Annotated in this window: 45 protein-coding genes; all 45 read left to right on the top strand. The window is 30.3% G+C overall.

Annotated elements, in window-relative coordinates; all coding sequences use genetic code 11:
* Window positions 1-107 precede the first annotated feature (107 nt).
* On the top strand, window positions 108-923 hold the full coding sequence (locus tag M2651_RS05630) for a hypothetical protein (RefSeq protein ID WP_252131370.1): 816 nt from the start codon (window positions 108-110) through the stop codon (window positions 921-923).
* 24 nt (window positions 924-947) lie between these two features.
* On the top strand, window positions 948-1148 hold the full coding sequence (locus tag M2651_RS05635; protein WP_252131371.1) for a helix-turn-helix domain-containing protein: 201 nt from the start codon (window positions 948-950) through the stop codon (window positions 1146-1148).
* Window positions 1145-1345, top strand: coding sequence for a helix-turn-helix transcriptional regulator (locus M2651_RS05640; protein WP_252131372.1), 201 nt, complete (start codon window positions 1145-1147; stop codon window positions 1343-1345). Before M2651_RS05635 ends, M2651_RS05640 begins: the two co-directional genes overlap by 4 nt.
* Window positions 1346-1549: 204 nt before the next feature.
* The gene (locus M2651_RS14320; RefSeq protein WP_286207941.1) at window positions 1550-1672 is read left to right on the top strand and encodes a hypothetical protein; all 123 of its coding nucleotides are present in this window, start codon (window positions 1550-1552) and stop codon (window positions 1670-1672) included.
* Window positions 1672-2208, top strand: a complete 537-nt coding sequence (locus tag M2651_RS05645) for a host-nuclease inhibitor Gam family protein (RefSeq protein WP_252131373.1) — start codon at window positions 1672-1674, stop codon at window positions 2206-2208. Before M2651_RS14320 ends, M2651_RS05645 begins: the two co-directional genes overlap by 1 nt.
* Window positions 2209-2400 carry a hypothetical protein gene (locus M2651_RS05650; protein WP_252131374.1) on the top strand — a complete coding sequence of 64 codons (192 nt, stop codon included), beginning with the start codon at window positions 2209-2211 and terminating at the stop codon, window positions 2398-2400.
* On the top strand, window positions 2387-3001 hold the full coding sequence (locus M2651_RS05655; protein WP_252131375.1) for an ERF family protein: 615 nt from the start codon (window positions 2387-2389) through the stop codon (window positions 2999-3001). The genes M2651_RS05650 and M2651_RS05655 overlap by 14 nt, the downstream gene beginning before the upstream one ends.
* A complete protein-coding gene (locus M2651_RS05660; protein ID WP_252131376.1) occupies window positions 2998-3174 on the top strand; it encodes a hypothetical protein in 177 nt (58 codons plus the stop codon). The genes M2651_RS05655 and M2651_RS05660 overlap by 4 nt, the downstream gene beginning before the upstream one ends.
* Window positions 3175-3320: 146 nt before the next feature.
* On the top strand, window positions 3321-3542 hold the full coding sequence (locus M2651_RS05665) for a hypothetical protein (protein ID WP_252131377.1): 222 nt from the start codon (window positions 3321-3323) through the stop codon (window positions 3540-3542).
* A 46-nt stretch (window positions 3543-3588) separates the two neighbouring features.
* Complete coding sequence (locus M2651_RS05670; RefSeq protein ID WP_252131378.1) at window positions 3589-3843, top strand: sporulation transcriptional regulator SpoIIID; 255 nt, start codon at window positions 3589-3591, stop codon at window positions 3841-3843.
* A gap of 33 nt (window positions 3844-3876) precedes the next feature.
* On the top strand, window positions 3877-4743 hold the full coding sequence (locus tag M2651_RS05675) for a hypothetical protein (protein WP_252131379.1): 867 nt from the start codon (window positions 3877-3879) through the stop codon (window positions 4741-4743).
* Window position 4744: 1 nt separating this feature from the next.
* Window positions 4745-6502, top strand: a complete 1758-nt coding sequence (locus M2651_RS05680) for a DnaB-like helicase C-terminal domain-containing protein (protein ID WP_252131380.1) — start codon at window positions 4745-4747, stop codon at window positions 6500-6502.
* 11 nt (window positions 6503-6513) lie between these two features.
* Complete coding sequence (locus M2651_RS05685) at window positions 6514-6924, top strand: hypothetical protein (RefSeq protein WP_252131381.1); 411 nt, start codon at window positions 6514-6516, stop codon at window positions 6922-6924.
* A 21-nt stretch (window positions 6925-6945) separates the two neighbouring features.
* Window positions 6946-7419: a YopX family protein gene (locus tag M2651_RS05690; RefSeq protein WP_252131382.1), complete on the top strand. Its 474-nt coding sequence runs from the start codon at window positions 6946-6948 to the stop codon at window positions 7417-7419.
* 168 nt (window positions 7420-7587) lie between these two features.
* A complete protein-coding gene (locus tag M2651_RS05695; protein WP_252131383.1) occupies window positions 7588-7785 on the top strand; it encodes a hypothetical protein in 198 nt (65 codons plus the stop codon).
* A complete protein-coding gene (locus M2651_RS05700; protein ID WP_252131384.1) occupies window positions 7778-7984 on the top strand; it encodes a hypothetical protein in 207 nt (68 codons plus the stop codon). Before M2651_RS05695 ends, M2651_RS05700 begins: the two co-directional genes overlap by 8 nt.
* Window positions 7977-8360, top strand: coding sequence for a single-stranded DNA-binding protein (locus tag M2651_RS05705; RefSeq protein WP_252131385.1), 384 nt, complete (start codon window positions 7977-7979; stop codon window positions 8358-8360). The genes M2651_RS05700 and M2651_RS05705 overlap by 8 nt, the downstream gene beginning before the upstream one ends.
* Window positions 8361-8380: 20 nt before the next feature.
* Complete coding sequence (locus M2651_RS05710) at window positions 8381-8536, top strand: hypothetical protein (RefSeq protein ID WP_252131386.1); 156 nt, start codon at window positions 8381-8383, stop codon at window positions 8534-8536.
* Window positions 8493-8834, top strand: a complete 342-nt coding sequence (locus tag M2651_RS05715; RefSeq protein ID WP_252131387.1) for a dUTPase — start codon at window positions 8493-8495, stop codon at window positions 8832-8834. The genes M2651_RS05710 and M2651_RS05715 overlap by 44 nt, the downstream gene beginning before the upstream one ends.
* A gap of 15 nt (window positions 8835-8849) precedes the next feature.
* Window positions 8850-9245, top strand: a complete 396-nt coding sequence (locus M2651_RS05720; protein ID WP_252131388.1) for a RusA family crossover junction endodeoxyribonuclease — start codon at window positions 8850-8852, stop codon at window positions 9243-9245.
* A gap of 3 nt (window positions 9246-9248) precedes the next feature.
* Window positions 9249-9461 carry a hypothetical protein gene (locus M2651_RS05725; protein WP_252131389.1) on the top strand — a complete coding sequence of 71 codons (213 nt, stop codon included), beginning with the start codon at window positions 9249-9251 and terminating at the stop codon, window positions 9459-9461.
* The gene (locus M2651_RS05730; protein WP_252131390.1) at window positions 9462-9794 is read left to right on the top strand and encodes a hypothetical protein; all 333 of its coding nucleotides are present in this window, start codon (window positions 9462-9464) and stop codon (window positions 9792-9794) included. It abuts the gene before it with no gap.
* A 16-nt stretch (window positions 9795-9810) separates the two neighbouring features.
* Window positions 9811-9969, top strand: coding sequence for a hypothetical protein (locus M2651_RS05735; RefSeq protein ID WP_252131391.1), 159 nt, complete (start codon window positions 9811-9813; stop codon window positions 9967-9969).
* A complete protein-coding gene (locus tag M2651_RS05740) occupies window positions 9966-10124 on the top strand; it encodes a hypothetical protein (protein WP_252131392.1) in 159 nt (52 codons plus the stop codon). Before M2651_RS05735 ends, M2651_RS05740 begins: the two co-directional genes overlap by 4 nt.
* Complete coding sequence (locus M2651_RS05745) at window positions 10108-10494, top strand: helix-turn-helix domain-containing protein (protein ID WP_252131393.1); 387 nt, start codon at window positions 10108-10110, stop codon at window positions 10492-10494. Before M2651_RS05740 ends, M2651_RS05745 begins: the two co-directional genes overlap by 17 nt.
* 150 nt (window positions 10495-10644) lie before the next feature.
* Window positions 10645-10842 (top strand): hypothetical protein, encoded by a 198-nt coding sequence (locus tag M2651_RS05750; protein WP_252131394.1) that lies wholly within the window; start codon window positions 10645-10647, stop codon window positions 10840-10842.
* 17 nt (window positions 10843-10859) lie between these two features.
* Window positions 10860-11309 carry a terminase small subunit gene (locus M2651_RS05755; RefSeq protein WP_252131395.1) on the top strand — a complete coding sequence of 150 codons (450 nt, stop codon included), beginning with the start codon at window positions 10860-10862 and terminating at the stop codon, window positions 11307-11309.
* Window positions 11293-12525 carry a PBSX family phage terminase large subunit gene (locus M2651_RS05760; protein ID WP_252131396.1) on the top strand — a complete coding sequence of 411 codons (1233 nt, stop codon included), beginning with the start codon at window positions 11293-11295 and terminating at the stop codon, window positions 12523-12525. The genes M2651_RS05755 and M2651_RS05760 overlap by 17 nt, the downstream gene beginning before the upstream one ends.
* 12 nt (window positions 12526-12537) lie before the next feature.
* Window positions 12538-14040: a phage portal protein gene (locus tag M2651_RS05765; protein ID WP_252131397.1), complete on the top strand. Its 1503-nt coding sequence runs from the start codon at window positions 12538-12540 to the stop codon at window positions 14038-14040.
* Complete coding sequence (locus M2651_RS05770; RefSeq protein WP_252131398.1) at window positions 14033-15301, top strand: phage head morphogenesis protein; 1269 nt, start codon at window positions 14033-14035, stop codon at window positions 15299-15301. Before M2651_RS05765 ends, M2651_RS05770 begins: the two co-directional genes overlap by 8 nt.
* A 1-nt stretch (window position 15302) precedes the next feature.
* Entirely contained in the window at window positions 15303-15527 is a 225-nt protein-coding gene (locus tag M2651_RS05775; protein ID WP_252131399.1) for a hypothetical protein, read from the top strand.
* 162 nt (window positions 15528-15689) lie between these two features.
* Complete coding sequence (locus M2651_RS05780; protein ID WP_252131400.1) at window positions 15690-16259, top strand: phage scaffolding protein; 570 nt, start codon at window positions 15690-15692, stop codon at window positions 16257-16259.
* A gap of 19 nt (window positions 16260-16278) precedes the next feature.
* The gene (locus M2651_RS05785) at window positions 16279-17202 is read left to right on the top strand and encodes a hypothetical protein (protein ID WP_252131401.1); all 924 of its coding nucleotides are present in this window, start codon (window positions 16279-16281) and stop codon (window positions 17200-17202) included.
* Complete coding sequence (locus M2651_RS14325; protein ID WP_286207942.1) at window positions 17202-17333, top strand: hypothetical protein; 132 nt, start codon at window positions 17202-17204, stop codon at window positions 17331-17333. Before M2651_RS05785 ends, M2651_RS14325 begins: the two co-directional genes overlap by 1 nt.
* Window positions 17334-17363: 30 nt before the next feature.
* On the top strand, window positions 17364-17918 hold the full coding sequence (locus M2651_RS05790; protein ID WP_252131402.1) for a phage head-tail connector protein: 555 nt from the start codon (window positions 17364-17366) through the stop codon (window positions 17916-17918).
* Window positions 17918-18247 (top strand): head-tail adaptor protein, encoded by a 330-nt coding sequence (locus M2651_RS05795; protein WP_252131403.1) that lies wholly within the window; start codon window positions 17918-17920, stop codon window positions 18245-18247. The genes M2651_RS05790 and M2651_RS05795 overlap by 1 nt, the downstream gene beginning before the upstream one ends.
* Window positions 18244-18678, top strand: a complete 435-nt coding sequence (locus M2651_RS05800) for an HK97 gp10 family phage protein (RefSeq protein ID WP_252131404.1) — start codon at window positions 18244-18246, stop codon at window positions 18676-18678. The genes M2651_RS05795 and M2651_RS05800 overlap by 4 nt, the downstream gene beginning before the upstream one ends.
* Before the next feature lie 9 nt (window positions 18679-18687).
* Entirely contained in the window at window positions 18688-19053 is a 366-nt protein-coding gene (locus M2651_RS05805) for a hypothetical protein (protein WP_252131405.1), read from the top strand.
* 2 nt (window positions 19054-19055) lie between these two features.
* Entirely contained in the window at window positions 19056-19658 is a 603-nt protein-coding gene (locus M2651_RS05810) for a hypothetical protein (protein ID WP_252131406.1), read from the top strand.
* Between the two features lie 42 nt (window positions 19659-19700).
* Window positions 19701-20102, top strand: a complete 402-nt coding sequence (locus tag M2651_RS05815; RefSeq protein ID WP_252131407.1) for a hypothetical protein — start codon at window positions 19701-19703, stop codon at window positions 20100-20102.
* Window positions 20103-20110: 8 nt separating this feature from the next.
* On the top strand, window positions 20111-20377 hold the full coding sequence (locus tag M2651_RS05820; protein ID WP_252131408.1) for a hypothetical protein: 267 nt from the start codon (window positions 20111-20113) through the stop codon (window positions 20375-20377).
* Between the two features lie 4 nt (window positions 20378-20381).
* Entirely contained in the window at window positions 20382-22232 is a 1851-nt protein-coding gene (locus M2651_RS05825; protein WP_252131409.1) for a phage tail protein, read from the top strand.
* 13 nt (window positions 22233-22245) lie between these two features.
* Entirely contained in the window at window positions 22246-23103 is an 858-nt protein-coding gene (locus M2651_RS05830) for a phage tail family protein (RefSeq protein ID WP_252131410.1), read from the top strand.
* A 12-nt stretch (window positions 23104-23115) separates the two neighbouring features.
* A complete protein-coding gene (locus tag M2651_RS05835) occupies window positions 23116-23667 on the top strand; it encodes a hypothetical protein (protein ID WP_252131411.1) in 552 nt (183 codons plus the stop codon).
* A 13-nt stretch (window positions 23668-23680) separates the two neighbouring features.
* Complete coding sequence (locus M2651_RS05840) at window positions 23681-25039, top strand: siphovirus ReqiPepy6 Gp37-like family protein (protein ID WP_252131412.1); 1359 nt, start codon at window positions 23681-23683, stop codon at window positions 25037-25039.
* Window positions 25040-25048: the final 9 nt, after the last annotated feature.

Below are 25048 nucleotides of genomic sequence, written 5' to 3' on the forward strand. Positions count from 1 at the left end.
GCGAATAGCAAAAGAGCTTCATACCTCTGTAAAAAGTCTTATAGAGGATAGTGCTTAGTTTATTTTATGCAGTTATTAGAATTTTAATAATAAACGGAGAGATGGAAATGTCAAATATAGTTTTATTTGAAGGTCAAGAGGTAAGTATCATTACTGACAAAGGAGAAAAACTTATTAATTTAGCTCATACAGCTAAGTGTTGCGGGTTAATAAATTTAGATAGGGGAGTAGAAAGGATAAGTTGGAAAAATAGAAATGGGGTTGTGGATAAGCTTAAAAAACTTTACGGGGCAGATGCACCGAAAAAATATCAAGAAGAAATTCAATATATCTTAGACGAAATAGAAAACACTGACGACAGAAACTCAATTTATATGTCAAGCTGGCTTAGTAAAAGATTAGCACTAGAGTGCCATAGCGAAAGAGCTATGAGGTATAAAAACTTTTTAGTCAGTTTAGATGAAGAAAGAGAAAATACTTTAACTTTACCTAACATGGAACTTGCTAATATGGTTAGCCAGACAGTTCAAGGAATTTTACCAAGTCTTACTGAGAGTATTATTAAACAGTTTGCTCCAGTGATTATTGAAACTAAACAGCAGGTTAACAAAATGCAGGAGATGATAGTTGACCAGTCTATAAATTATGACCAGGACAGAGAGGATTTAAAGAGTTTAATTGGTTTTAGAGCTGTAAACACTAAAAGGTTAACTGAATTTTTAAAAGAAAAACTTAGCGAAGTATATGGAATGAATGTAAGTGCAAACAGTCAAGTTTATCAAAGAACTAAAGCTTTAATATTTAAAGAATTTAAAGTTATTAAATGGGAAGATATACCTGCAAGTAAATACAATATGGTTTATGCATTTATTGATAATTTAGATTTTAAAACTGCTAAAGGTGAAATTGCCTGTGCAAGATAAATGCGGAGGTGTTTTAAATTAAAAATGCCGCTTGATTTAACAAGACTTAGAAAAAAGAAAAAACTTAGTCAGCTTCAGCTTTCTAAAAGAGCAGGTATGTCAAGAAGCTATATAAGTGAATTAGAAAGCGGTAAGTATGACCCTAGTAAAACAATATGTAGGCTTTGCAAAGTTTTAGAATGTGAGCCTAACGAACTAATTATAGGTTGGAGGATAGAAAAATGACAAAGGAAGAAATAGAAAAACTACCAGAACTTTTAACAGTAGATGAAGCTAGAAAAATTGTAAATATAGGAAAGACAGCTATGTATGAGCTTATAAGAACAAATAAAGATTTTCCTGCTGTTAATTTAGGAGCTAGAAGAACCAGAATAATTAAATCTGATTTTTTATCATGGATTAAAGCAAAATATCAAGCTTAAAAAGTAGTTAACACATGAAAATAAAGGGGAGGTCATAAAGATGGAAACTGTATACACATTTGATATAGATGAAAATGGTGAAGTTATTTTTATTAGCGAAGAAGAATAGGAGGGGTTTATGAAAGTTTTTAAAATTACTCAATGCAAAACAAGCTTAGAGTTGTTACTTATATGGCTTAAAAAAATTGATAGGAGGTTAGGGGTATGAGTGAAAGGCTAAATTATCTTTTGGAGAAACAGGAAGAAGTAGGATTGTCCTGCAAAGAAAAACAGGAGTTAAAACAGCTTTTAGAAATGGAACAGGATATTGATTGGAGGGATATGTAATGTTAAATGAATTAGTTTTAAATGAGTTTCAGGAAATTCAGAGAGAACATCAAAATTTTAAAGTTGACAATTTAGAAAGTGCTAATTGGGTATTTAGAAAGTTAAGAGCTATTGAAGAACAAAGAGCAGAATATAAAGCTTTGGCAGAAAAGGAAATAGAGAGAATTACTGCATGGCTACAAGCTGAAGAAGAAAAGTTAAATAATCAGGAAGCCTTTTTTAATGGTTTACTGACAGAATACGCAATAGAGCAGAGAAGATTGAATCCTAAATTTAAGTTAAGCACGCCATACGGAAAACTGTCATTTAGAAAGCAACAGCCTAAATGGAAATATGACGAGGAAACAGTTTTATTAAATCTTAAAAGACATGCAATGTTTGATTTTATAAGAGTTAAAGAAGAAATTAACAAGGCAGAACTTAAGAAAGTTGCTGATGTAATAAACGGTCATGTAGTACTTAAAGATACTGGAGAAATTATTGAAGGTATTACCGTAGAAGAACAGCCAGAAACAATAAAGATAGAGGTGATATAAATGCCTGATGTAAGAGTTAGATATATAACTATGAAGGAAGCAAAGCAGGAACTTGTAAAACAATTAGAAGCTGAAAAACGTTATTTGAAAGTTATAGATGAAGAAGTACAGAAAAGAACTTATGCAGAATGTATAAATAAAATAAACATTCTGGAAGAACAACTAAGGAGGCTTTACAATGAACAAATCTGAAAGCATTAAAGAACTTTGTACAGCTCTTAATAAATTTCAGATGGAGGTTAATAATCCTAAAAACACAGAAAAAAATAATTTTTTTCAATCAAAATATGCTCCTCTTGATGTAGTTATAAATACTGTAAAGCCTGCACTTACAAAACATGGTCTGGCTGTTTTTCAAAATGTATCAGGTAATGGCGAAAGTATAACAGTTACTACTATGATTACTCATATAAGCGGTGAGTGGATAGAAAGCGAACCGTTAACACTTAACAACAGCGATAGTAAAGGCGTAAGCTTAGCACAGGCAGCAGGAATAAGTATAACTTACGCAAGAAGGTATCAGCTTAGTGCAATGCTTGGTATAAGCTCTGAAGATGATACAGACGGCAATAATCATTATCAGCAAGACAAATCTAAGCAAGATATTCCTGTAGACCTGCAAGGTGATATTATTAGCGAAGCTCAAGCAAAGAGATTATACGCTATAGCAAAAAATAAAACAAAAGAAGCTAAGGAGATAATGCTTAAATATGGTTACACAGAAAGTAAACAAATTAAAAAGACTGATTACAACAAAATAGTTGAAGAGATAGAAAAGGTGGTAAATGCATGATTGTACCAGATTGGTTTGACGAACCTGAAACAAAGTCAATAAAAGAACAGGTTAAAGAAGCTTATGCGGAATATATTAAAAATTTTGACTATAAAGAGTTTGAAGAAGGTTATCCTATGAGTTTGAGGAATATTGGTTCTAATATGGTCTTAAAAACACATAGGAGCGTTTAAGAGCTATAAAAAAAGTAAATCAGACCTTTTATATTACCCGATAAAAAACAAGTCTTAAAAAGGCTCTAAACGCATTTTAAATAAATGAAAGTATAGGTATTGCAGTACCTGTACTTTCAGTATACAGAATTGAGGGATAAAAAACAATGTTAAATAAAAAGAATTTTAAATTTTTATTTATATCAATTTTAATTATAACTTCCCTAATCGGTATTGTAACCAATTTTTATGCAGAATATTCAAAGCCTATAAAAATGATTTATTACTTAAAAGACGGAGAAAGCAGAAAAGAAGTTGCTGAAAGATTTGGTATAAAGTTAGAGGATATTGAAACAGATGGTAATTATTTGATTTTTGAGGTTAAATAAAAAAACTCACTACGGTTTAAAGATAAAAACAAAGGGGTAATGGGTAATGAAAAAATACATGGAACAGAGGATATTGGAAGAAGCGGCTTATATTATAAAAACTAAAGATACTATCAGAGCTACTGCTAAAAAATTTAAAGTTAGTAAAACAACAGTACACAAGGATATGGCTGAAAGGCTTAAATATGTTAATCCATTGATGGAACAGGTTATAAAAAAAATTTTACATAAGAATCTAGAAGAAAAACACATAAGAGGCGGAGAAGCTACAAAGAGAAAATATTCATCTGATGTAAAGTGATTAACTTTATAGGTGTTTGTTGGGGGTGATAAATTGGCGCAACAGGGATGGATTAAGATATATAGAAAAATCAATGAATCTTGGCTTTGGTCAGATAAAGAGCCTTTTGATAAAAGAAGTGCATGGATAGACCTGTTGTTATTAGCTAACCATGCTGAGAAGAAAGTGCTAATAGGTAATAAACTTATAGAAATAAAAAAAGGTCAATTTATTACCAGTGAAGTAAAATTAGCTGAACGTTGGCATTGGAGCAGGAAAGCTGTAAGAAACTTTTTAAAACTCCTTGAAGATGATGAAATGATTAAGAAAATAGTTGAACCAAATAAATATACCTCTATAGTAATTATGAATTTTTATAAATATCAAGATAGCATAATTGAAGATACAAGTCTAGATATTGAAAATAAAGACTTAGAAAACAATCAAGGTACAACAAAAGAACAACAAAAGAACAACAAGAGAACAACTGTGGAACAACTGCGGAACACAAACAAGAATGATAAAGAATTATATAAGAATGATAAAGAAATAAATATATTATCTAAAGATAATATATGTAGCACTGAAGAGCTACAAAGAGTAATTGATAAATGGAACTCTTTAGGATTATCTTCCCTAAAATCAATTAATCCAGATACAAATAGGTATAAACAGTTTAGAAAAAGGGTTAAAGATTATGGAATTGATGAAGTTATAAATGCAATTGAGAATATTAATAATTCTAGTTTTTTAAAAGGTCAGAACAAAAGAGGCTGGGTTATTACATTTGATTGGTTCATAAAGCCTAATAATTTCATCAAAGTTTTAGAAAATAACTATGCTGATAAATCTAAGCAAGAGCCAGAAGAACTGAAAAAAACTAAAAAAACTAGAGAATTAATATTTGCAGAAGGAGGATAAAATGAACGCTATAGATTTTGCCAGTAAACATTTATACCCTTATAAAGTCAGAGGAAGAGAAATAATAGCTGAAAAATGTCCTTATTGTGGAAACAGACATAAAAGCAAATACAAATTTTTCTTAAACATGGATAAAGAAACATTTAAGTGCTTTCATGGGGATTGTCAAAAGTCTGGGCATTTATTTGAATTATGCAGGGATTTTGGGGAGGTATATAAAACGGATAATAATTTTGAGCTAAGGGCAGTTAAAAAGAGTTACAAAAAACCTAATATAAAAACAAATGAGCTATCTGATGCCGCTATAAAATATGCTTACCTTAGAAAAATATCCTTAACTACACTGAAAGCTTTTAAAATAACTCAAAAAGATAATAATTATGTTTTCCCTTATTATGATGAAAACAATGAGCTTGTGTTTGTTAAGTACAGACCAATAGGTAAAGTAAAAGAAGGACAGAAAAAAGCATTTAGGGAAGCTGATACAAAACCTATACTTTTTAACATGAATAACATTGATATATTACAGCCTGTTGTGATTACAGAAGGGGAGTTTGATTGTCTGGCTGTATATGAATCAGGTTATAAAAATGTTGTTAGTGTTCCAAGTGGTTCAAGTGATTTTACTTGGGTTGAAAACTGTTGGGAATGGCTTGAAAAGTTAAATAAAATAATTCTCTTTGGTGATAATGATGAAGCTGGCAGGGAAATGATAAACAAAGTCATTTTAAAACTAGGAGAATATCGGTGTTATATAGCAAATCATGAATACAAGGACGCTAATGAACTGCTTTTTAGAAAAGGTTCAGACGCTGTTTTAAAAGCTATAGAAGAAGCTAAGGAAGTACCAAAAGCGGGAATAATTGATGTGTCCGAAATAGATTTATTTAAACCTAAAACAAAAGGTATAAAGCTTGGATTTAGAACAATAGATAAACTTTTAAATGGAGCAAGACTGGGGGAAATAACAGTATGGACAGGAAAAAACGGAGAAGGTAAAAGTACAATATTAAGCGAGGTTATACTTGAAGCTATTGAACAGGATAATAAGGTGTTTGTATACAGCGGAGAACTTACACAAAGAGATTTTAAAGAGTGGTTATATTCTCAGGCGGCAGGGAAAGAAAATCTTAAATTCGTGAAAAATGAGTTTGAAAGTTATGATGTGGAGTTTCCTGAGGAAGTTATAAGGAAAATTGATAATTGGATAAGAGGAAAACTTTTTCTTTATGACAATACTATAAAATCACAAAATATTGAAAATACATCAATTCTTGATATGTGTAAATATTCTGCAAAAAAGTATGATTGTAAAATATTTGTTATAGATAATCTTATGACTGCAGATTTTGAAGGTTATGCTGATGATTTTTATAGAGCTCAGGGGAAGTTTGTAGGTGAATTAGTTAGTTTTGTTAAATCATTCAATGTACATGTGCATTTAGTGGCTCACCCAAAGAAACAAAAGGGAGAGCTTGAAAAAGAAGATATAAGTGGTACTGCTGAAATATCTAACAGGGTTGATAATGTTATTGCAGTTGAAAGAAATAAAAGTGATGATGACAGCTACGATTGCAAACTTAGGGTACTTAAAAACAGAAATAAAGGAAGTTTAGGAGAAGTAAAACTGATATTCAGTACAGAGGATAAAAGATTTTATGAATTAAATGAAGACGGTACTTGTAATCGCAAAATTTATAGTTGGAATAAACAAGATGGAATGATACAAGTATTTGAAAAATGTCCATGGGATGAATAGGAGTGATATATTTGTTAACTGAGCATACAAGAACCAGACTTGTAGCATTAATGAAAAAATGTATTAAAGGGGTGATATATAGAAATGATTTGATAGATTGGGGTATAAAAATACAAAGCTTTGATTTTGGAATACCGAAAGAGGTTACAGTAAAAGATTTTATTGATACAGCAAAGCTAGCAGGTATAAAAGTTGCAATTTCTTTTGAAGAGTATAAAAGATTGAAAAATAAATATGAATCTATTTGTATTGTGCCTTATGAAGAATTATCTCATTCCTCAAAAGAAATTGAAAAAAGAAAACTGGAAGAATTATATGTTACTCAAGGATTAAGACAAGCACAAATTGCAGCTATTTTTAATATGAAACCTTACAAGATTAGTTATTTAATTAAAAAATATAAACTTACACGGAGAATATAATATGCAGGGAGGTTAAATAAAATGAGAGAGTTTAAGTTTAGAGCATGGCATAAAACTTTGAAAATTATGTTTGATGTTGACATGATTAATCTATGTCATAACGAAGTAGTATTAGTTGCAATAAATGAAGAACAACTAAAATTACTTAAAAAAATACACAAAAGAAAATTAATTGAATATGATAACAACAAATTAATTACTTCTCTGGACACAATTGAACTGATGCAATTTACAGGAATGATAGATGAGAATGGACAAGATGTGTATGAAGGAGATATTGTTAAGTATTTTGAATATGATGAAGGGCTTGAAGAATTAGTCAACCTAGGAGTTGGAGAAGTATATTTTGATGATAATTATGAGTGTAATTTTACAATTAAAGGAGAAGAACCGAATAGTTTAGGAAGATATATATTAAAAGTTGTAGGAAACATCTACGAAAATCCAGAATTGATAGGAGAAGGAAATGTACCATACAGGGAAGATAACAACTAATTTGAATGGTAAATGTGGCAGTTGTAAATATTATGAACCAAAAATAAAGAAAGATGCCAGAATGGGAATTATGGTTGAATATTGCAACGGTAAATGCTTACTAGCAACGAAATGCAAGTATAGGCAAAGGACAGATAGTTGTAAGAAATATGAGGAGGTAGAGAATAAATGATAGATAGAGAATACAGGAAATTTATTCTAATTTGTGATATGTGCGGAGAAGAAGTAAACGGATTTAAAACCTTTGAAGATGCACTGGAATATGGACGTCCAAATGGATGGGAAAGTGATATAGGTGAAAGGTTAGATTTAACAACAGGATATATTGATATTTGTCCTAGATGTGGAGGGAGAAGTAATGAATAAAGATAACTTTGTAACTATTAAAGATTTTAAAGAGTATTTAAATAAATTTAATGACAAAGAATATATAAGTTTAGTTGTTGTTAACAGTAATGAGAGAATTCACTATATACCTGAAAAGATATTTTTAATTGAAGATATGCCTGCTATTTTTATGAATACAGTAACTAATGAAATTATGGAGGAAGCAGAAAATGAATAAAGTAATGCTTATAGGAAGATGGACAAGAGAGCCAGAACTTAAATTTACAGCCGGAACAGGCACAGCAGTATGCACAGGAATGTTAGCAGTAGATAGAAAAACTGCAAATAAAGACGGAAAGTATGAAGCTGATTTTATACCGATTGTTATCTGGGGTAAGATTGCAGAAACTGTTGCAACTTATTCAGGTAAGGGAAAACTTATTGGTATCGCAGGAAGAATACAGACAAGAAACTATGATGCAAAAGACGGTAGCAAGCGATATGTCACAGAAGTAGTTGCAGAAGAAGTACAGATATTAGAATGGGTAAAAAACAATCAAGATAAACCGTCAATAGATATGACAATGATTGATGACGAAGACATACCATTTTAATATAGAAACAGGGGGTTAAAATGACAGAAACAGATTACATAGAAGAAATAAAAAGGCTGTATATTGAAGGGTACAGCCTGAGAGAAGCAACAGAAAAAGTTTTAAAAATGATAGAATACAGGAGGTTAAAAGATGGAAATAAAAGAACTTCTAAAAATGCAGGAAACACTAGATAACAAAATTATGGATAGGTTTTATAAATTAGGTTGCAATATAGGGACTAAAGAATTAATAAACGACAAATTACTAGCTTTGTTTACAGAAATCGGAGAATTTGCAAACGAGTTATCTACTTTTAAATATTGGAAACATTATCATGTGGAAAATAGAAAGAAAGCACTTGAAGAGTTTGCAGATATATTGTTTTTCTATCTTAGCATAGCAAATTTACTGGAATATTCCGCTGATGATATAGAAAAAGCATATTTAGAAAAATGGCATAAAAATTTAGAAAGGCAAAAGAACAACTATTAATAGGAGGTAGCTGTATTGATTATTTTTGAGATACCAGGCAGACCTATGGGGAAACAAAGACCAAGATTAGGAAAAGGTTTCACTTATACACCAAAAGAAACTGTAAACTATGAAAATTTGGTTAAACAAATATACATTTCAAATAAACTTCCATATATGACAGGTCAAATTTGTGTAGATGTGACAATTCAGTATGATATTCCAATAAGCACAAGTAAAAAGAAAAAAGAGCTTATGCTTGAGGGGAAAATAAAACCTACTAAAAAGCCTGATATAGACAACATATTGAAAATTATTTTTGATGCTCTAAACGGTATAGCGTACAAAGATGATACGCAAATATACAAGGTAACTTGTACTAAGATGTATGCAGAAGAACCAAAAGTAATTGTTAGTTTTATGGAGGGGTGAAAAATGATGCAAAAGAAAACATTCAATAAAATAGCATATACTTTGGCAACTTTACAATTCAATGAGTGGGCGGAAGAATTAGGGAAAAAAGTTGATGAAGCTATGAATACAGCTTTAAATATAGATAACAGATTAAGCATGAAAACAAAACAAAAGATATTTGATAATTTTGTATCTGTAATAAAAGCCGATGATAAGTTTAAGAGGTATGTGTAAATGCAGGATTTAACAAATGAAATAAATACAGCACGTAAACAGCTAAACGAATGTTTAGTTTTTTATAAGAATACAGGAAGGCAGTTGGCTGAAGCAGAAATGAAATACAGGATAGCACTTAGAAAAGAATTTTTAAGATTACATTTAGAAGATGGTGTTGCATGGACAGCGTGTAGTGAGCTTGCAAGAGGACAGGAAGAAGTAGCACAGCTTAGATTTAGAAGAGATGTCAAAAAATCTGACTATGAATGTTGTTACGAGAAAATCTTACAGCTTAAAACAGAGCTTAGAATACTTGAAAATGAAATAGAAGCAGAACGGAAAGGATTATAAAAAGGGGGATAAACAAATGTTAACTGCAATTATACTAATGACAGCTTTGGTTATTGCAGTAATAATATATAGCATTATAAAAACTAGCAGCAAGTACAGCAGGATAGAGGAAGAGGAAAGTTTTAAATGGGCTAGAATGTGGAATGAACAACGAGAAAAGGAAAAGATGGAATGATTGTTATAGAGGTTATTCCATATAAAGATTTTAAGGAACGAATTAGGGTTATAAAAGAATTGTTGAAAAAGAAAGAAAAAATTACTATAGAAGTATATGAAAATTATATTTATGTTGAGGTACAAAGGGGGAAAACTGATGTTTGCATGGTATAAGAAACTGCTTAATGACCTTGAGATGCACAAAAGATTTAAAGAAGCTGCACTGGTTGAATATGATTATAATAAGCAGTTATTTGATAAACACAAAAAAATAAATAACAGGGATACTATTAGCAATAAGCCTCTTGATAGAATTTTAGAAGAGTTAAAACATTATGAAAACATGATTTACATAGAAGAAGAAAATATAAAAAATCTTGAAGAGAAAATTAAGCTTATAGATGAATGTATAGAACAGGCGGATATAACTGTTAAGGTTGCACAATTAAGAGCTATGGGACTTACGCAGGAGCAAGTAGGAGAATTAATTGATATAAGCGATAGACATGTAAGAAGAATAGAAGCTAAGTTTAAAAATAAATAATGTCCTGTTATATGTCCTGTTATCTATGGATAAAACGAGATATTATGGTAATATAGATTTTTAATATTTATCCCCATCCCCCATATTGCAGTGAAATTATCTACGTTAGATAAAAGTAACTGCTCTTTTATTTTGCAAGAAGGTGAGAATATGAAAAGAAAATATATATTTTTATCAAAATGGAATAAACATGATATGTTATGTGCTTGTTTACAGCTTAATCCTTGCTGTAAAGATACTAAACAATGTGAAGAAATAGAACTTACGCTCAATCCCTATGACGATATAGAAGAAGTTATGAGGGAAAGAAAATATAAAAGACACAGAGGAGCATTGAGGCAGAGATAAATTAAGGAGGTGGCGTTGTGAAGCTAACAATAAAACAAAAGGCATTTGCTGATTATTATATTGAACTTGGCAATGCCACAGAAAGTTATATTAGAGCAGGATATAAAGCTACTACTAGAGAGGTAGCTGAAGCAAATGCAAGGAAGCTACTCGGTAAAAACTCGGTTAAAAATTATCTAGCTGAAAGGATGAAATTACTTGAAAGCGAGAAGATAGCAAAATCAGAAGAAATTTTAAAATATCTAACTTCAGCTATGAGAGGAGAAATAACAGAGGAAGTAGTTATTGTAGAGGGAGAAGGAGAAGGATGTTCTTCAGCAAGGATAGTAAGAAAAGAAATAAGTGCAAAAGATAGGACGAAAGCCGCAGAACTTTTAGGTAAGAGGTATAGACTATTTACAGAAAAAATAGAAGCAGATGTAAATCAAACTATAATTTTTGAGGGTGAAAATGAACTTGAAGATTAATCTCCCTGAGAAAATAGGAAAGGGATATAAAACCTTTTGGAATTTCAAAGGAAGATACAGAGTAGTAAAAGGTGGTAGAGGGAGTAAGAAGTCTACCACACAGGCTCAATGGGTAATCTATAACATGATGAAATATCCTCTAGCCAATACTTTAGTTGTTAGGCGTGTTTTTAATACCCATAAAGATAGTACTTATGCACAACTTAAATGGGCAACATACAACTTAGGAGTAGGTCATTTATGGCATTTTAGTAAATCACCACTTGAAGCAACATATATACCTACGGGTCAAAAGATATTATTCAGAGGATTAGATGACCCAATGAGTATTACATCAATAACTGTTGAAAAAGGTTATTTGTGTTGGGCATGGTTTGAAGAAGCTTTTCAAGTAATGAATGAAGATGATTTTAATAAAGTAGATATGTCTATAAGAGGAGAATTACCTAAAGGTTACTTTAAACAATTGACGTTAACATTTAACCCTTGGAGCGAAAAACATTGGCTAAAAAAAAGATTTTTTGATGTTAAAGACGAAGATATTTTAGCCTTAACAACTACTTATAAATGCAATGAGTTTTTAGGAGAAGATGACAGAAAAATTTTTGAGAAGATGAAAAAAAATAATCCTAGAAGATATTCCATAGAGGGATTAGGTAACTGGGGTATAGCAGAAGGGCTTATATATGAGAATTGGGAAGAAAAGGAATTCAATTATAAAGAGGTTAGTAAACGCAAAGGGGTTGTAAGTGCTTTTGGTTTAGACTTTGGATATACTAATGACCCAACAGCTTTTATATGTTGCTTAGTTGATACTGATACTAAGGAGCTTTTTATATTTGATGAACATTATCAAAAGGCTATGACGAATAGCATGATAGCTGACATGATTAATTACAAAGGTTTTGCGAAGGAAAAAATTGTAGCCGATAGTGCAGAACCTAAAAGTATTGATGAAATTAAGAAATTAGGAGTAAATAGAATAAAGGCTGCAGCAAAAGGTAAGGACAGTATACTTAATGGAATACAGTATATTCAGGATTATAAAATATATGTTCATCCAAAGTGTTCAAATACTATTGTAGAGCTTTCAAATTATGTATGGGACACTAAGGACGGGCAGGTTATTAATAAGCCTATTGATGATTATAATCACTTAATGGATGCTTTAAGATATGCACTAGAAGATGTTAAAAAACCAAAATGGTTAGTATAGGAAGTGAATTAATTGTTATTAGATATTCTTTCAGATAATCCAGACGTAGTTACTAAAGCATTAGAAAATGCTATATTAAAAGATAAAAAATCAGAAAAAAAGAAGAAAGCTTTGGAAGGATTAAATTATTATAAAGGCGAACATGAAATCCTGAACTACAGGCTTTTTTATTTTAATTCAGATGGAGTTTTAAAAGAAGATAAGTATAGGTCTAATATAAAAATACAGCATCAATTTCATACAGAACTTGTAGACCAGAAAGTTCAGTATTTACTTTCTAATCCTTTAGAAGTTGTTACTGAAGATGAACAGTTTCAAGAAAGATTAAAAGAGTATATAAATGAGGAATTCCAAGAATTACTTCAAAATGCTGTGGAAGGAGCTAGCAATAAAGGACTTGAGTATATTTATGCATATAAGGATGAAAATAACAAAATAGCTTTTCAAATTGCTGATAGTTTAGGAGTTATAGCTATTTATGATAAGGCAGATAACTCTAAATTAAAAGGTATAGTGAGATATTATGATACTGTAGTTTTTGATAATAATGATAATGAAATAACAATTACTAAAGCTGAGATTTGGACAAATATGCAGGTTACTTATTATACACAAGATAAAGATAAACATAGGTTTAAGCTTGATAATGATATTAAACCTAATCCTAGACCACACGTGATTTTAGAAGACGATAAAGCTTTTTATGATGGAGGAAGTTTTGGGTATATTCCTTTCTTTAGACTTGATAATAATAAGTATCAAAAAACCGATTTGGAGCCTATAAAAGCATTAATAGATGATTATGATTTAATGGCTTGCAGTCTTTCTAATAATCTTCAGGACTTTCAAGAAGCTATTTATGTAGTAAAGGGTTATCCTGGTGATGATTTAGATACTTTAACAAAAAATCTTAAAACTAGAAAAACAATTGGTGTAGATGCAGAAGGTGGAATAGATGTTAAGACTATAGATATTCCTGTAGAAGCTAGAAAAACAAAATTGGAGCTTGATAAAAATTCTATTTACAAATTTGGTATGGGGTTTGATTCTTCTCAAATAGGTGATGGGAATATAACAAATATAGTTATTAAATCCAGATATGCTCTTTTAGACCTTAAATGTAATAAAGCAGAAACAAGGCTAAGAAAGTTAGTAAGACAGCTTTTAAAAGTTATAGTTGACGATATTAATTCTAGGTATGGAACAGCATATGATTATAATACTTTAACAATAAATATAGTTAGAGAATCTATAGTTAATGAAAATGATATTGCAGTAAATGCTAAAACTGAAGCAGAAACAAAGGCTGTTATTATTAATTATATTTTATCAGCAGGCCAAACAATTTCTAATGAGTCAAAGCTTAAACTTATATGTGATGTGCTGGAGCTTGATTATGAAGAAGAAAAGGAAAAATTAGAGAAACAAGAACCTTATGTCGATATAAATGCTCTTACTGATGATTTAATTACTAGAAATATAAATAATACTTCTGGTGGTGAAGCTAATGAGTAAGTATTATGAAGAACTTTTAAAATTAGCTGAAAAAGACGAAAAAAAAGTAAGAAAATTACTCCTTAGAAACTATGTAACTGCTATTGCTGATATAAAAAAAAAACTTAAAGATTATATAATTATAAACGAGAAATTAACTTATGCTCAACAGATTGAAATGAAAAGATATGAAAGTCTCATTGAGCAAATTAATATTAATCTTAAGAAACTTTATGATAAAAACTATGATATTATAACTTATTATGACAAAGAAACTTTTGAACGTGAATACTTTGGTGTATTCTATGAGGTTGAAAATATAGCAAATATAAATCTAAGTTTTTCTATGTTAAATGAAAAATACGTACAAGAAGCTATAGAATTCCCAGTAGATGGCTTGAAGCTTTCAGAAAGACTTTATGATAAGCATTTAATGGACTTAAAAAATAGAGTTAAGGGAGCTGTAACGCAAGGATTAATTAATAGTAGTGGTTATGCTGCTATTGCTCAATCTGTTGCTGATATAGGCTGGACTAATTTTAATCACGCTATGACTATAGCTATAACTGAAGCAGGAAGAATAAAATCTTTAGCTAGGCAAAAAGGACAAGAAGAAGCTGTAAATAAAGGTGTTAAACTGCAAAAGCAGTGGATTTCAACTTTAGATAAAAATACAAGACCTTCACATCAAAAGTTAGATGGTGAGATAGTTTCTATAGATGAAGAATTCGAGATTAATGGGTATAAAGCCCCACAGCCTAGATTATTTGGTATAGCTAGTGAGGATATAAGGTGTAGATGTGATACTATTACTATAGTTGAGGATATATCTCCAGAACTTAGAAGAGATAATGAAGCTAGTAAAGTAAATAAATATAATAATTATGAAGAATGGAAAAAAAATAAATTTGGTGACGATTATTTTAAAGGTGGTTATAGATATACAAAAGATGGTATAATAAGAGTAACAGATGACTGGAAAGGGCAACACAAGTCTATACCAAGAAAATATAAACCATATGCTGTTATTGAAACTAAAAGTCAGTTTAAAAACGGGTATACTCAAATTGATAGAACAATTTATGATAAAAATGGAATGATTTATAAGCAAATTCATTCAGGCCATCATAATAGACCAGAACAACATAAATATGGTAATAATGGCGAACATAGACATATATATTCTTGGGATGAAAAAGGAAATAGAAAATCCAGAATAACTGGAGAGTTAAGTGAAAAAGATAGATTAGAACATAGGGATATATTAAAAGGAGATGATTAAATTGGTAACATTGAAACAGTTAGAAGAAGAATTAATAACTAATGATATAGCTTTTTCATATAAAGACAAGGATTACGTAATATGTCCTTTAGAAAAAATTTATGTTGGAGAAGCTGGCAATGTTGGAGATAATAATTCTTTTGATACTTTTGAAGAAATGGCTAATAATTGGATTATTCAAGGTAAAGCATTAAAAGATATAATTTCAGAAATAGAATTATTATAAGCACTTACTTATCAAACAGAGTAGGTGCTTTTATAATATTAAAATTAAGTCTTAGAAATAAGGCTTTTTATTTTGCTCTTTTTACAAGTTTGTAGAGCATAAAGAACAAAGATACTCTAACAGGTACAGACCTGTATAAAAATGTATTGGAGGAATATATAAATGGAATGGTTAAGAAAATTGTTAGAAAACGCACAAATAAAAGATGGGAAATTAGACGTTGAAGCTTTAATGACTTCCATAAATTCTGAATTTCCTAAAAATGCAGTTCCTAAGGATAAGTTTAATGAGGTATCTAATGACCTTAAAGAAGCTAATAAAATATTGGAGAATTTAAAGAAAAATCATAAGGATGTTGAAGCTCTTCAAACTGAAATTGAAAACTATAAGAAAAAGATGAAAGAGCTTGAAACAGCCAGAGAACAGGACAGAAAAATATATACAATTAAAAGTGTTTTAGAAAAAGCAGGTGCTATTGATGTAGAGTATATGATCTATAAACTTGGTGATATTTCAAAGCTTGAAATGGATGCTGAGGGTAATATTAAAGATTTAGATAATAAAATAAAAGATTTACAGGCTAATAATTCTAATTTCTTTAAAGTCTTAGAAGGTGATAATAAAAACAAACCGAAAGTAATTGAAAATAAATTACCCGAGGGTACTCCAAGTACTGATGATAATGATGTGGCAAATGTTTTTGCTAAAGCTTTAAATGGTAATTTTAATTAATAAAGGAGATGTATAAATAATGGCAAATTTATTACAATATTCAACTATATTCCAAAATGAATTGGATAAAATTGCAATTCAAGAAATGGTAACAGGCTGGATGGATGGTAATGCTGGACAAGTAAAATATACTGGTGGAAGAGAAGTAAAAATCCCAAAACTATCAGTAGATGGACTTGCGGACTATGATAGAATTGGTGGAAATGGATTTACTAGCGGAAGTGTAACTTTTGGGTATGAAACTAAAACTATGACCCAGGATAGAGGAAGGTCTTTTTCTATTGATGCAAATGATGTTGATGAAACTGGTTTTGTTGTAACAGCTGGTAATATCATGGGTGAGTTCCAAAGAACTAAGGTTATACCAGAAATAGATGCTTACAGATTATCTACTTTATCAGCATTAGCTTTAGAGGAGAATAAAGTTTATTCCTATACTCCAGATAAAACAGATATTATAGAACAAATTAAACTTGGAATCAAGAAAATAAGACAACAAGGATATAATAGCAATCTTGTTATACATTTAACTTATGATACTATGATGGAAATTGAGCTTGCATTACTAGGTAAAATATCAAGTACAGACTTTTCAAGAGGAGGAATTACTACTAAGGTTCCAGCTATAGATGGGTGTCCGCTAATTGAAACACCTGAAAATAGAATGTATTCAGCAATTCAGTTGTATGACGGAGTAACTTCTGGACAAGAACAGGGAGGATATGCAAAGGCTTCTAATGGTATTCAAATAAATTTTATTATATTACCTAGAACTACACCAATAGCAATTACTAAACAGGATAATATGAGAATATTTGACCCACAAACTAACCAAAAAGCTAATGCGTGGGCTATGGATTATAGAAGATATCATGATATATGGGTAAAGGATAACGCCGCAAATTCTATTTACGTTAACTATAAGGAGGCTAAACCTGTATAATGTTTAGATTAATTAAATTGAATGTAGAGCGTGTTGTAAATAGTGAAAACGCTCGAGATAATCTTATAAAACAAGGCTATAAGCTAGTAGAACAGCAGATTAAAAAAGAACCTAAAAAGAGCAGTAAATAAACTGCTCTTTAACTTTTAGGTGGTGATAATTTGATAACTACACTTGAAAATGCAAAAAAACTTTTAGGAATTAATGACAACTCTAAAGATTATGAACTTGAAGAGAAATTAAAATCTTTAGAAATAACTATTAGAAATTTAACTAATAATAAGTTTTTAGATACGAGAATAAGGGTAAAAGGTAATTTTTTATTCCAAGATAAAAAAATAATGGGAATTAATTTTCAAGATTATGGTTTCAGGAAGGATAATACTATTGAAATAGTTGATAGTAAATTAAATGACGGTATTTATGTTATAACTGCCATTGATAACAGCAGCATAATAGTAGATAAGATACTAGAATATGAAACCGGTATAAAGACAATGATTACTAAGGTTGTGTATCCTTATGATATAGTACAAGGAGTTATAAAACTTATACAATACGATTTTAAAATGTCGAACAAAATCGGTATTAAACAGGAAACTATATCAAGATATTCAGTTACTTACTATGATTTAAATAGTACTGAAAGTATAGAAGGTTATCCAGTAACACTTATGAAGTTTTTAAATAAATATAAAAAGCTGAGGTGGTCATAATGGATACTTTAAATTGTCTTGAGTATACAGTTTATGGAAATATCCAAACGTTTAATGGCATAGGCGGATTTATAGAAACTCCAATAGAACTATTTAAAATTAAAGGTTATTTGGATTTACTTTCAGGTAATGAATTAACTACTAATAACACTTTTATGGAAGAATCCTCTCATATTTTATTAACAGATTATAGACAAGATATTAAAAGCAAAGAGCATTGGATTGTAGATGAAAAAGGCAATCATTACAATATAATTTTAGTAGATGATCCTTTAAATCTTCATCATCATTTAGAAGTTTATCTAAAGTTTGTTGGTAATAAAGTATGAGTTTTCATGATAATTCAAAAGCATGTAAGAAGGCTATAAGAAGGGCTCAGGAGAAATGGCTCTATGCTGTTGGAGAACTTTTGGTAAGTGCTATAAGGCCGTTAATCCCAGTAGATACTTCTAGTCTTAAAACATCCTTAGATTATAAAGTGGATATTGATAAGATGGAGGTTATTATAGGGGTTGGGGAACATTATGCCATGTATGTGGAATTTGGTACTGGAGAATATGCAGAAAATGGGCAAGGACGTAAAGGTGGATGGATGTTTAAGAATTATAAAACTGGTGACTTGATATTCACACGAGGAGGTCACCCAAAACCCTACATGAGACCAGGCTTTAGAAGCCAAAAACAGAATGTAAAGGCTCTGCTTGAGAAATATCTTAAAGAAATAGGTGTTGAAGCATCCGTAAGTTTTAAAAAGAAATAAGGTGATTTAATGATACCTTTTTTACAAGAGTTAAATAAGGAATTTAAAAAGGTGTGTCCTGAAAGTTATCTTGAGTACAATACGGCTACTAACGTAATATACCCATATTTAACATATACGTTAAATAGTGAGAACTTAGAAAATCAAGAAGGTTTTTATATTGATGTAGATATATTCGATAACTGTGGGGCAAATACGCTTAATTTAGAGCAATTAACTCATGATATTAAGCAACATTTTAAAAGTAATATTATTTTAAATAATGATTTACTGTTACAATTTCAATATCAAACAAGTAGAAATATTCCAACAGGCTCGACCACTCTTAGAAGACGTTGGATTCAATTATATTGTAAAGTGGATTGGAGGAATTAAAAATGACCACGGAGATTAAAACAAATGGATATACTGCTGATACTGCAAAACATTATTTACTTAATACAGGTGCTATATTTAAAAATGTAGCTTATAATACAACCAGTGGTAAATATGAAGGTGAACCATTAGGTGCTACTGTTGGCGGAGCTAAATTTGAAATTAAAGTTAATTTAAGACAGCCAGAAGTAGACGGGGTATTAGCAAAAGTTAAAGGTAATGATTTAATAGAAAGTGTAGAAGCTACTATAGAAGGAACTTTAAAAGAATGGAAAAAAGAAAATATATCTCAAGCTTTATTTGGAGATATTACTACTGGAGATGGAATTACAGCTCCAACAAATTATAAAATTATTACTGGAAGAAGTACAATATTGCCTACTGATTATGTAAATAATATTTGTTATGTGGGGAAAATATCTGGAGAAGATAAACCTGTAATTATTATGCTGAAAAACGCTATAAATACAAGTGGATTATCTTTTGAAGCTAAGGATAAAGATGAAGCAGGCATTCCATTCAAATTTGAAGCCAGGGCAGATTCAGATAAACCAGAAGATATTAACGGTATTTGGGAAATTATATATCCTGAAACAACGATTTAAGGCTAGGATTTTGTCCTGGTCTTTTTATTTTAGGAGGTAAAAATGGAAGATAATAAACTTATAATGAGAACTTTGAGCGGGCAGGATTTATTTCCTATGCTTAAGATTTTAAGTAAAGTGAAAGTTAAGGATATGGTTTTAGATTTTTTAAAAAAGAGAGAAGAATTAAGTAAATGGGAGAAAGAATTTACTGAAGAAGAAACAAAAGATATAGGTATGGCAGTATTTGCAGATATAATTGATACTGCATTATGCAATTTAGACTTGGCTAAGGAAGATATAAATAAACTTTTAGCAGATTTATGTAATGTTAGTGTAAATGAAATAAAAAAATTAAGTATGATAGATTATACAACTTTAGTTATGGAATTCTTTGCTAAGGATGAATTAAGTGATTTTTTCAAATGTATTTCTTCATCCAACGTATTCAAGAATTTAAGATAAAGGATTTATTGTTTAAAAGGTATTCAAATGTTAATGAGTTGTTAAGTACCTTCAATGACTTTAAAGATTTAACAGAGTATCTTTTAGAATTATTAGATAAATCTATGGATGAAGAAATATATGAATATTATCTACACAAATCAATATTTAGTGATATTAGTTATTCTGATTTTAAAGATAAAATAACTAAGCAGATGCAAGCTGAAAAGATGACGCAGAAGGAAGTAAATGAAGTAATGGAAGAAGCATTTAAATATATAGTGCCAAGGAGGTGATATAATGGAGTTATTTACATTGTTTGGTAAAATAGCAACAAATGCAGATGAAGCTAATAAGGATATTGATAATATTACTTCAAATGCTGAGAAGTCAGAAGGACGTATGACAAAAGCTTTTAAGAAAATTGGAACAGCCATAGTAACAGCTTTTGCAGTAGATAAGATTATAGATTTTGGTAAACAAATGATTGAAACTACTGCTAAAATACAAGCGTTAGACAGTCAGTTTACTCAGACTTTTAAAGGTGACCAGGCGAAAGCTTTAGACTTAATTACAAAACAAGCTAAAGAGCAAGGTATAAATGTAGATAGGCTTAAAGGTACTTGGGCGTCTTTTTATGGAACTTTTAGGGGTAATGGAGCTGACGCAAATCAAGCGTTAGAACTTACAAATAAATATATGAGATTAGCTGCAGATGGTGCTGCGTATTATGATTTAACTTTAGAAGATGTTAGTTCAAGGCTTAAATCTTTAGTTATGGGAAACTTTGAAGCAGGTGACGCTATTGGAGTTAATATTAATGCAACAAAGATGGATACCGCCGCAAAGAAAGAATACGGTAAAGCTTGGAAAGATTTAACTGATACTCAAAAGGAATTCCTTCTCATAAATACCGTTTCAAAGATTTATGAAAATAGTGGAGCTATGGGGCAAGGTGCAAGAGAGGCTAATAATTGGTCAAACGTTACAGAAAATCTTAAAGCTACATGGGATAGATTTCTAAATGTTTTAGGAAGTCCCATACTTTCTGGTGCTGTTAAAATAGTTCAAGGATTAACTGGAATAGTTGAACAGCTTCAAGCAAGGGTTCAAAGCTTTAATATTACAGATTTTATCAAAAAGCTCTCTGATACTGGTGGAACAGCTGGAGCAGTAGGAAATGCATTAAATATTTTAAAGGATATTTTTCTAACTGTAAAAGACCGTTTTGTTGATATAGTAACTAACATAATTCAAGTTGCTAAAAAATGGTATACAGATAATCAAGATACTATAAACAGGCTTATAAATACTTTTAGTACTTGTATGACTTATATAAAACAAATTATAAATGATGCAGTAACTATAATACTTTTTATATGGAATAATTTCGGTAAGTATATATTTGATTTTGCTGTGCTTTATCTTCAACTTTTATTAGATAGAGTAAGAAATATTTTAGGTGTTATTAGCGGTATATTTAAGGTTATTACATCACTGATTAAAGGAGATTGGCAGAGTGTTTGGGATGGTATAAAACAAATATTTTCAAATGTCTTGGAGTTTATCGTAAGACTTTTAATTGAACAGCTTTTAGGGAATTTCATTAAAAAAATTGGACAGTGGGGAAGCTCTTTACTAGGTAAAGTTAAAACTATTATATCTGATGTTACTGGCAGTTTCAGCGGACTAATAAGCGGTATAACAAGTAAGGTCAGCCCTATTATTGATATTTTAACAAAACCATTTTCAGGTGCTTTTGATAATATAGCCGGGTGGATAAGTAAAATAAAAAATGCTATATCTAATATTTTTGATACTTATATCAAAAAGCCGCATTTTAGTTTTTCAGGGTCATTGAATCCAATAAATTGGCCTACTGAAGGATTGCCAAAATTAAGCGTTGATTGGTATGCAAAGGGAGGTATATTTAACAGACCTAGTATAATCGGTGTTGGAGAAGCAGGAACAGAGGCAGTTCTTCCAATTGACCGACTTGACGAATTAATGGCTAGGGCAATTGAAAAAGTAGGTATGCAAGGTAGAGCAGGAATAAATCAGACTATAAATATCTATAGTCCAACCGCTTCACCTAGTGAAGTTGCAAGACAGGTGAAAAAAGCTAGTCAAAGGCTTGCTTTAGATTTGTAAAGGAGGTTTTTTAGTGGCTAATGTTCTTATATATGAAAACGAAAAAGGTTTAAGCGTAGAATTAAGCACTAAAAAACCCTTTTTACTGCAAAAGTTTGATGGGTTTGGAAGTGTAAAAAACAATATAAGCACTTTTAAAAGTCCATTTCAAGATGGAGCTACAAAACAAAATTCTACGCTTGATTTAAGAGATTTAAGCCTTGAAGGGTGTATATTAGCATACAATAAAAAAGATATGATGGAGTATAGAGCATTGTTGATTCGAGCATTCAATCCAAAATATAAGGGCGTTTTGACTTATAAATATGATGGAGGAGAGAAACAAATATTGTGTGAAGTTGAAGAAGCTCCTATTTTCCCTCATGGTAATTCTTATTTTACTCAGACTTTTAATATTAATTTATTATGTTTAAATCCCTTTTGGCTTGATACATTTGTAACAGGAGAAGAAATAATATCTTGGATTGGTGGAGCAGCATTTCCTATAAGTTTCCCAATATCTTTTGCAACTAAGGGAGAAACAAAGAAAAATATAATAAATGTTGGAGATGTGGAAACACCAATAGAAATAATATTTAAAGGACCTGCTTCAAATCCTAAGATAACAAATTTACTTACGGGTGAGTTTATAAGAGTAAAAAAAAGTTTAACTGCTGATGAAACTTTAATAATAAACACTGAGTTTGGTAATAAAAAGGTGGAAATTTTCAATGTAGATGGAAGTAAAACTAATGCTTTTAACTATATTGATTTAAATTCTACTTTTTTTCAACTTCAAGTAGGTGATAATGTTTTGGAATACAGCAGTGAAAATGGTATAGATCCGTCTAGTGTATCAATTAAATATAAAAATAGATACATAGGAGTATAGCGAGGTGAAATTATGGCAGAAAGTTATGGTTTTTTTGATAGTGGAATAAATGATACCAGGCAATACACAGCAAATACTTTTGCAGAATATTTTAGAAGTTTTTTCACAACAGGAGTAAGTAGCGGATTACAAATTTCTGCTACAAGCGGTATGAATGTTTCTTTAGCTCAAGGTTTTGCAATAATTCAAGGTTATTTTTACAAGAATGACGGAGCATTTGCTATTGCAATTGAAAATTCAGACCCTAATTTGCCTAGAATAGATAGAATTGTTTTGAAACTTGATTTAATAGCAAGAACAATTCACGCAGTAGTAAAGAAAGGAAATACTTCAAGTTCACCGTTTGCTCCAAGTTTACAAAGAGATAGTAATATATACGAGATTAGCCTAGCAAAGATTTATGTATCAGCAGGAGCAACTACTATATCAGCGTCAAATATTACCGATGAAAGATATGATTTAAGTGTATGCGGTTTAGCTTCAGCGATTGTAAAACCTGTTATAATTTTGAATGCCGTTCAACCTAATTTAACACAAGGGGATATATGGATACAATATATCTAAAGGGTGATTGAATATGATGCCTATAAGAATAATAGACAGAAGTTTTAATTTAATTGGAGAAATAGACAATTATACTAGCTTAATTTTTACTAGAAAATATTCTAACTATGGCGATTTTGAAATACATATAGGTGCTGATGTTCTTAATGCAGATAAACTACAAAAAGGCAATATTATTGTTTTGGGCGGTAATGGTAGAAAATCAGGCATTATACTTCATAGAGAAATAAACCAAAATGAGAATGGAGAAGAATTTTTAATTAAAGGATATACTTTAGGTTCGATTTTAAACAGGCGAATAACTATACCACCTGTAAATCAAGCTTATGATACTATTAACTCTTTTGGAGAAACAGCTATAAAACATTATGTTGATGTTAATTGCGTTAATCCGATTGATGTCAAACGTAAGATTTCAAATTTAATTATTGCAGAAGATAAAGGTAGAGGAAAACAGGTATCATATAGCAGTAGACTAAAACAACTAGATGAAGAAGTAAGTAAAATATGTGAATTAAGCGGACTTGGTTATGAAATATATTTAGATTTTAATAATTTCAAATTTGTATTTGATATTCTTCAAGGAAGAGATTTAACAGTTAATCAAAATATTTTACCACCAGTTATATTTTCTATAGATTTTGACAATATACAAAATCAAGAATATACAGATAGTGATATAGGGTATAAAAATTATGGTTATGTAGGTGGTCAAGGTGAAGGTGAAGAAAGAAATATTATTGAAGTTGGTGATGAAATAACTGGTTTTGATAGAATTGAAACATTCATAGATGCTAGAGATATAAACGAAAATGAAGATTTAGCTCAAAGAGGTATTCAAAAACTATTAGAATTTAAAAATATACAGAGCTTTACTTCAGAAATTATAAACAATGTATTTGAATATGAAAAAGACTGGAATTTAGGAGACATAGTAACCTGCCAAAATAGAAAATGGGGTATTACTATGGACACTAGAATAACAGAAGTTAAAGAAATATACGAAAATACAGGTTTAAAACTTGAGGTAACATTTGGAAATAGCATACCTACGTTAACAGATAAAATAAAAAAGGTAATTGACAATCCTGTTATAGAAACACCTAGCGAAACTAAATATGATGAAAGATATTATACTAAAACAGAAGTTGATAAAAAAATAGAACAGACTATAGGAACATCAACTTTTATTTATACACAAATTGCTCCAATATCAGTTTGGAACATAAATCATAATTTAAACAAAAGGCCTAGTGTAACAATAATTGATAGTTCTGGGAATACAGTTATTGGAGATGTGCAATATATTGATGAAAATAACGTGAAAATTACTTTTTCGTCAGCTTTTGCAGGTAATGCCTATCTAAATTAAATAAAAGTG

The sequence above is a fragment of the Clostridium caldaquaticum genome (genome assembly GCF_023806125.1).
GTDB classification, from domain to species: domain Bacteria; phylum Bacillota; class Clostridia; order Clostridiales; family Clostridiaceae; genus Clostridium_AT; species Clostridium_AT caldaquaticum.